This window comes from Ruminococcus sp. B05 (assembly GCF_003628495.1).
GTDB classification, from domain to species: Bacteria; Bacillota; Clostridia; order Lachnospirales; family Lachnospiraceae; genus Schaedlerella; species Schaedlerella hominis.
Genome location: NZ_RBZR01000051.1, coordinates 1 through 6,552, shown reverse-complemented (window position 1 = coordinate 6,552; position 6,552 = coordinate 1). Strand labels below are relative to the sequence as shown.

At 37.7% G+C, this 6,552-nt stretch carries 6 protein-coding genes and 1 rRNA gene; 1 reads left to right on the top strand and 6 read right to left on the bottom strand.

Features of this window, described 5'->3' with window-relative positions:
• Positions 1-515 precede the first annotated feature (515 nt).
• Positions 516-1,235, top strand: a complete 720-nt coding sequence (locus D8Q48_RS16815) for a LytTR family DNA-binding domain-containing protein (protein ID WP_121057369.1) — start codon at positions 516-518, stop codon at positions 1,233-1,235.
• Positions 1,236-1,250: 15 nt separating this feature from the next.
• On the opposite strand, the gene D8Q48_RS16810 is transcribed toward D8Q48_RS16815, so the two are convergent.
• The 6 genes from D8Q48_RS16810 to D8Q48_RS16785 form a co-directional block, all read right to left on the bottom strand.
• The gene (locus D8Q48_RS16810; RefSeq protein ID WP_121057367.1) at positions 1,251-1,898 is read right to left on the bottom strand and encodes a dipeptide/oligopeptide/nickel ABC transporter ATP-binding protein; all 648 of its coding nucleotides are present in this window, start codon (positions 1,896-1,898) and stop codon (positions 1,251-1,253) included.
• 53 nt (positions 1,899-1,951) lie between these two features.
• Positions 1,952-2,755, bottom strand: coding sequence for an ABC transporter ATP-binding protein (locus tag D8Q48_RS16805; RefSeq protein WP_117992141.1), 804 nt, complete (start codon positions 2,753-2,755; stop codon positions 1,952-1,954).
• Positions 2,755-3,591: an ABC transporter permease gene (locus tag D8Q48_RS16800; protein ID WP_121057365.1), complete on the bottom strand. Its 837-nt coding sequence runs from the start codon at positions 3,589-3,591 to the stop codon at positions 2,755-2,757. Before D8Q48_RS16800 ends, D8Q48_RS16805 begins: the two co-directional genes overlap by 1 nt.
• 2 nt (positions 3,592-3,593) lie before the next feature.
• Complete coding sequence (locus tag D8Q48_RS16795; RefSeq protein ID WP_022075792.1) at positions 3,594-4,532, bottom strand: ABC transporter permease; 939 nt, start codon at positions 4,530-4,532, stop codon at positions 3,594-3,596.
• Positions 4,533-4,650: 118 nt separating this feature from the next.
• Positions 4,651-6,198, bottom strand: coding sequence for an ABC transporter substrate-binding protein (locus tag D8Q48_RS16790; RefSeq protein ID WP_121057363.1), 1,548 nt, complete (start codon positions 6,196-6,198; stop codon positions 4,651-4,653).
• A 241-nt stretch (positions 6,199-6,439) separates the two neighbouring features.
• A 23S ribosomal RNA gene (locus tag D8Q48_RS16785) occupies positions 6,440-6,552 on the bottom strand; the annotation flags it as partial.

Here is a 6,552-nt window from a genome sequence, read left to right as displayed (position 1 = left end):
ACAAGTTGGAATTAAGACAATGAGAGAAAGTAGTACCAGCTTAATTCGTGTCTACAACTTGGAAAGCTATCTTAAAAAGTGACCTAATTGTCTGTTTGGTGTGTCCACACTATGGGGTCCATTATATGTACAATTGCATCTGCATCTTGCCTTATCTGGGATTTAAAGATACTTCCTTCGCAATTTTTGCATCTACATCCCACGTTTTCGATAACGTGAGGATGCTTCTCATTGAAATTCTGCATCCTCAACTTGCCCTTTCTATAACTTGCGGATACACATCATTAAAATTTTGCATCTTCAATCCCCCCAAATCCATCATCTCAGATATCTCCCCGTATTATTTGCTTTCTGACATTCATATTTACTATCATTATATTTTTGACACCGTTTTTATCAATATTGTTGACACGAATTGTCAGAAAATGGCACGAGTCGTTATTCTGTGGTATACTAGCATTATGTCAAGATTTTCGTATCTGCTCTAAACAGATACAAATTGGGGAGGATTTCGTATGACAATTGCTATTGTTGATGATATTGCAGAAGAACGTATTCTGCTACGAAAACGATTAGAAAAGATTTTACTTCAAAAAAATATAGAATTTCATTTCTATGAGTATGAGAACGGAGAGGCATTTCTTAAAGCTTCAAAAAATCAGAACTTCACAGTTTTATTTCTGGATATTTATATGGATGGTATAAACGGAATTGAGATTGCAAGGAATTTTAGAAAATTCAATAAAGACTGTATGATAATTTTTACTACCACATCACAAGATCATGCACTGGAAGGTTTTCAAGTCCGTGCTATGCACTATCTTGTAAAGCCGTATAGTGAAGAGGAGCTTATTTCTTTGATCGATGAGATTTTATCCCGGCTCCCGGCTCCTGAGAAAATACTTGAACTGAAAATAAACGGAAGCGACCTTCAGGTGCCATTCAAGACAATTATTCACGCAGAACATTTTTCTCATATGATTCGTATTTTTACAACAGCAGGAAAAGAACTGGTCATCCGACAGTCTTTTAGAACATTTACGGCTCCGTTAATGGAGGATTCCCGCTTCTTTATCTGCAACAGAGGGACAATCATTAACATGCAACATGCAGTTGATTTCGACGGAACGATGTTTCTTATGGATAACGGAAGTAAGATTGGCGTCAGTCGTGAACTTAGCAAGTCAGCACGCCAGCATTTTATGGATTACCTATTCCAAAAGGAAGAATTTTAGTCCATACACTATTTTTTAGATTTCCTTCACAACACCATCCTTAAGATACAGCACACGATCACATATCATGTCCACCACATCCAAATCGTGTGATACAAACAAATAACTAATCCTTTCTTTTTCCTGCAACTCCTTCAACAGTTGTATGATTTGTGCCTGCACAGTTACATCTAATGCGGAAAGAGGTTCATCTGCCAGAACAAACTTCGTCCCGGTTATCAATGCCAGGGCAATGCTAACACGCTGTCTCTGACCGCCACTTAATTCTCTTGGATATCTGCTGTAAAATTCTTTCGGCAAATGCACCAGCTCCAGCATTTCTTCTGCTTTTTTTCTTCGCTCTTCTTTTGACCTTTTTCCTTGTATTTTCAAAGATTCTTCTAAAATCCAGCCTATCGTTTTTCTTGGATTCAATGAACTAAACGGATCTTGAAAAACCATCTGTGGCCGATTTGTATAATGCATGATATTCCCCTCGTAATCCTTCAGCAATCCGAGAATACATTTACATAATGTCGTCTTTCCGCTTCCGCTTTCTCCTACGAGTCCGACTATCTCACCTTCATATAACGTGAAGGAAATATCATTTAGAATCTGTTTTCGCACTTTACCATCTTTATAATAGGCATTCACGTTACTCAATTCCAATACTTTATCTTGCATCCTATTTCCTCCTCCATTTATATGCATTTTCTACTATATGTAACATTATTTTTCTATTTCAGCACTATTTTTCTCTTTTGTACACGCGTAGGAATTGCTTCTATCAACTGCTTTGTATATTCATGTTGTGGGTTTTTAAATATTTCTTCTGTTTCTCCCTCTTCTACGATTTCTCCATTTTTCATTACGACCACTCGCGAACAAATTTCATTTACTACACGTAAATTATGTGAAATGAATAAAATACTCATCTTGTATTTTTGATTTAACTTCTTCATCAACTTCAAAATACTTTCCTGCGTATTTACATCTAATGCAGTTGTCGGTTCATCTGCAATCAACAACTTTGGTCGGCACACGATTGCAGCTGCGATCATCACTCTCTGACGCATACCGCCCGATAATTCATATGGATATTTTTTTATCAATAATTCAGGATTTTCCAGTTCCACATCTTCCAATGCTTTTAATACTTTTTCCTGTCTTTCTTTTTTGGACATATTGGTGTGCAGCTTCAATGCCTCTTCCACCTGTCGCCCTATTTTCATCGTTGGATTTAAAGAGGTCATTGGCTCCTGAAATATCATACTAATATCATTTCCCTGAACCGTTCTCATCTGTTTTTCATTTAATTGCAGCAAATCCAGATTTTCCAGATAAATGTTTCCGCTATCCAGAAATGCATGTTTTTTTAACAATCCCATCACAGTCAGAGCTGTCATTGTTTTCCCTGAACCAGATTCTCCGACAATCCCAAGTATTTCCCCTTCCTTTACGGAAAAAGAAATTCCCTTTACCACTTCCTGTCCTGCTTCCCGATCTTCGAAACGAATGGTAAGATTTTCTACTTTCAGCATTATCTTCCACCTCCAAATTGATCTAGAATCCCTTCTCCTAACAATCCAACTCCAAGAACAAGTAATACTAAAAATAGTCCTGGAAAAATTGCACACCACGGACCACTTGCCAAATAAGTCTGTGATTCTGACAACATTCTTCCAAGTGAAGCATCTGGTGGCTGTACTCCGATTCCCAGATAACTAAGCCCTGCTTCTGCTAAGACTGCATTATTAAATCCTATTGCTATCGCTGATAATAGTGCCGGCAAAATATTAGGCAGTATGTGTACAAACAAAATCCGTGGTGTCTTTACGCCGATTAATTTTGCACTGATCACATAATCAGCTTCACGAAGCCGCATATATTCGCCTCTTACTACACGTGCAAAACTTGGGATAAATGCAATCCCAAGTGCAATCATAACTTTATATTTTCCTGTCCCTGCAATACTGATTATCACAAGTGCAAGTAATACACTTGGAAATGCTGCAACTGCATCATTAATCCTCATTAATGCCTCGTCAAACCAGCCGCCAAAATAACCTGTCGCAGCTCCTATAATAATCCCTGCTCCGCCACCGATTATAATGGTTCCTAAGGCAATTAGTAATGTACTTCCTGACCCGCTTAAGACACGGCTCAACACATCTCTTCCAAATTGATCTGTCCCGAACCAGTGTAACAGGCTCGGTCCCTGCAATTTTAATGATCCTTGCATCGCATCCGGATCGTATGGCGTCCATAACATGCCAATCAAAATAAGAACAAACATCACTATTGTGATTGCCAGACCTGTTGCATAATTGTGTGATATATTCTGTTGTCTTTTCTTTTTCAAACTTATTTTCTTCATATTTATATCTCAATTCTCTTATCCAGTACCTTGTACATTAAATCTGTAATCATATTAATAACAAGTATCACTACTGCAATCAGTACAATAATCGCTTCTACTACAGGATAATCTCTCTTAGAAATAGATGAGATCAGTGTTCTCCCCATTCCCGGAATCCCAAACACCTGCTCGATTACAATGCTATTTGCAATAATATCTGCAATTGCTACTCCTAAAAATGTAATAACCGGAAGGATTCCATTTCGAAAGGCATGACAAATCAGTACTCGCCCCGGACTGTTTCCTCTACTAAATGCTGTTCTTACATAATCCTGATGCATTTCTGTGATTAAAGAATTCCGAAACATTTTTATTGTCATTGCAGCCTTTGGCAATGCGATTGCCAAAGATGGTAATATTAAATATCCAATAAAATCACTCACGCTTTCTGTATAAGAAATATAATCTCCCGGTGTAAAGAAGTGAAATATCAAACCAAATAACACCGTAAATATAATCCCTATAAAGAATGGAGGTATCGACATTGTGATCTGATTAAATATTAGGAAAAAGCGATCAATAAATCGATTTTCATACCGAACGCTGAGCAAACTAACTGGTACTGTCAATAACAAAATGAATACAAATGCGATCACTGTCATTGCTATAGTAATCGGTATTTTATCTCCAATCATTTTCGAGACAGGCTCCTGATAATAATATGATGTTCCCATATCACCTTTTAAGAAATCTGTCACCCATTGTCCATATCGTTGCGGCAAAGGACGGTTTAATCCCATCTCCTCCCGCAATGCCTGGACCTTACTCTCTGTTGCCTCTGTCCCGAGAATTGTTCTGGCCGGATCTCCCGGAATGATTTCAAAAGCAAGGAAGGCAAGCATACTGACAATTAATAATGCGATTATAAGACCTGTAATTTTTTTGATTACGTATTTCATACTTACCCTCCTGATATAACATCCGGCAATCTGTTTTTGCCAGATTTACTTTCTTTTTTTATCTAAAATGTCCTTGTCATTCTTACTGTGAAATGCATGTCATTCTGTGCATGACATATTATTCTACAGCATACATTGTAGACATATCCTGCACATATAATGGATAAAACTTGTAACCATCAAATTTATCACTGATTGCTACCAGATTTACCAAATCCTGAATATATACATTTGCTGCACGCTCTGCCAAAATTCCTTCCAGCTCTTTATACAACTCTGTCTGCTTTGTATCATCTGTCTCTGCGATTGCTTTCTTGAATACTTCATCATATTCTTTATCGCTGAAATTAATAAAGTTTCCATGACCGTCTGTTGTAAATCTTTCCAGCATTGCTCTTGCTGTCAGTGCTGATGCATCTACTCCGACAACTGTTGACTGGTAATTTTTATTTGAATATACATCCTCCAGCCATACTTCCCACTCTACCGGTTTGATTGTCACATTAACACCAATATTCTTGAGTTCTTCCTGGATGATCTGTGCTGTATCAACATGTGGCTGATCTGCTGAGCTTACTGTGATCTCAAGATCAAATCCTTCCGGATATCCTGCTTCTTTAAGCAGTTTCTTTGCCTTATCATAGTCTTGCTCATAATAATTCGTATACTCGTCGTCAAAATATTTCTTCAGCCCCGGATACATGCTTGTACCTACACGAACACCTTTTCCATCTGCCATCATATCCATGATTTCATCCGGATTGATTGCATAACAAAGAGCCTGTCTGACTTTTTCATTATTCAAAGGCTCTACAGCATTATTCAAATACAATGCCTGTACAAGGTTCATTGTTCCTTCTTCAATATGGAATCCATCTTTCAATTCTGCTGCCTGGCTTGTTGTCAGACGCATGACCATATCAATGGAACCTCCCTTTAAGTTTGTTATCAACATATCTGCATCTGCAACAATCTTAAATTCCACTTTATCCAAATGTGCTTTTTCGCCCCAATAATCTTCATTTTTCTCAAGGATAATATTTTCCTGCGGATTGCGGGATACATATTTGAATGGGCCTGTTCCCACTGGATTTGTTGCCAGTGTATCAGCAGAATCTTTCGGCACGATTGCTGTTGTCATATATGCCAGAAATTCTGTGTTTGGTTCTGTCAGACAAACCTCAACAGTCTTATCATCCAGAATATTTACACTGTCAATAATAGAATACGCCGATACTAATGGACCTCCATTAGAAGTATCGGCGCATCGATCGATCGAATATTTTACATCATCCACTGTAACTTCATTACCATTATGAAATTTCACACCATCACGCAAAGTAAATGTATATTTCTTTGCATCATCTGAAATTTCATAACTGCTTGCTACAGCTTCTACTAAATTTCCGTCACTGTCTGGTTTTACCAGACCTTCGTAAATATTGAATAAAACCTCTTTCGTTCCTGCCGATACTGCCGTATGTGGGTCAAGACTGTCTAAATCCTGGGATATACCTACTTTGATGGTTCCCCCTTCGACTGGTTTTCCTGAAAGTTCATTCTCCGTCTTCGACTTGGTCTCTTTCTTATCACCTGAACAACCTGTCAGTGCAATAGAAACAGCCATTGTGAACACTAAAAGAATACTTGTCACTCTTCTTTTCATGTGTTGTCTCCTTCTTCAAATAACCTTCATTATTAAATTGTCGAATTTATTGTACGTTATTTTCATATGAAATACAAGTTTTTTCCTAAGTACAATTTTAATCACTTATACCTTTTCTTATCTTTTAGTATACAAAAAAAATGCTGAACAACCAAAACTGTCATTCAACATTTTTATTTCACATGTACCTTCAAAACTGCATACAAAGTTTTTTTCATCCATCTTGTTCCTATCACCTGTTCTGGTTATGCCCTCGACCTATTAGTAACAGTCAGCTCCATGTGTTACCACACTTCCACCTCTGCCCTATCTACCTCGTCGTCTTCAAGGGGTCTTACTAACTTGACGTTATGG

Excerpts from the sequence above, each read along its gene's own strand:
- D8Q48_RS16815 (WP_121057369.1), top strand. The coding sequence starts at position 516 with ATGACAATTGCTATTGTTGATGATATTGCAGAAGAACGTATTCTGCTA.
- D8Q48_RS16810 (WP_121057367.1), bottom strand. The coding sequence starts at position 1,898 with ATGCAAGATAAAGTATTGGAATTGAGTAACGTGAATGCCTATTATAAA.
- D8Q48_RS16805 (WP_117992141.1), bottom strand. The coding sequence starts at position 2,755 with ATGCTGAAAGTAGAAAATCTTACCATTCGTTTCGAAGATCGGGAAGCA.
- D8Q48_RS16800 (WP_121057365.1), bottom strand. The coding sequence starts at position 3,591 with ATGAAGAAAATAAGTTTGAAAAAGAAAAGACAACAGAATATATCACAC.
- D8Q48_RS16795 (WP_022075792.1), bottom strand. The coding sequence starts at position 4,532 with ATGAAATACGTAATCAAAAAAATTACAGGTCTTATAATCGCATTATTA.
- D8Q48_RS16790 (WP_121057363.1), bottom strand. The coding sequence starts at position 6,198 with ATGAAAAGAAGAGTGACAAGTATTCTTTTAGTGTTCACAATGGCTGTT.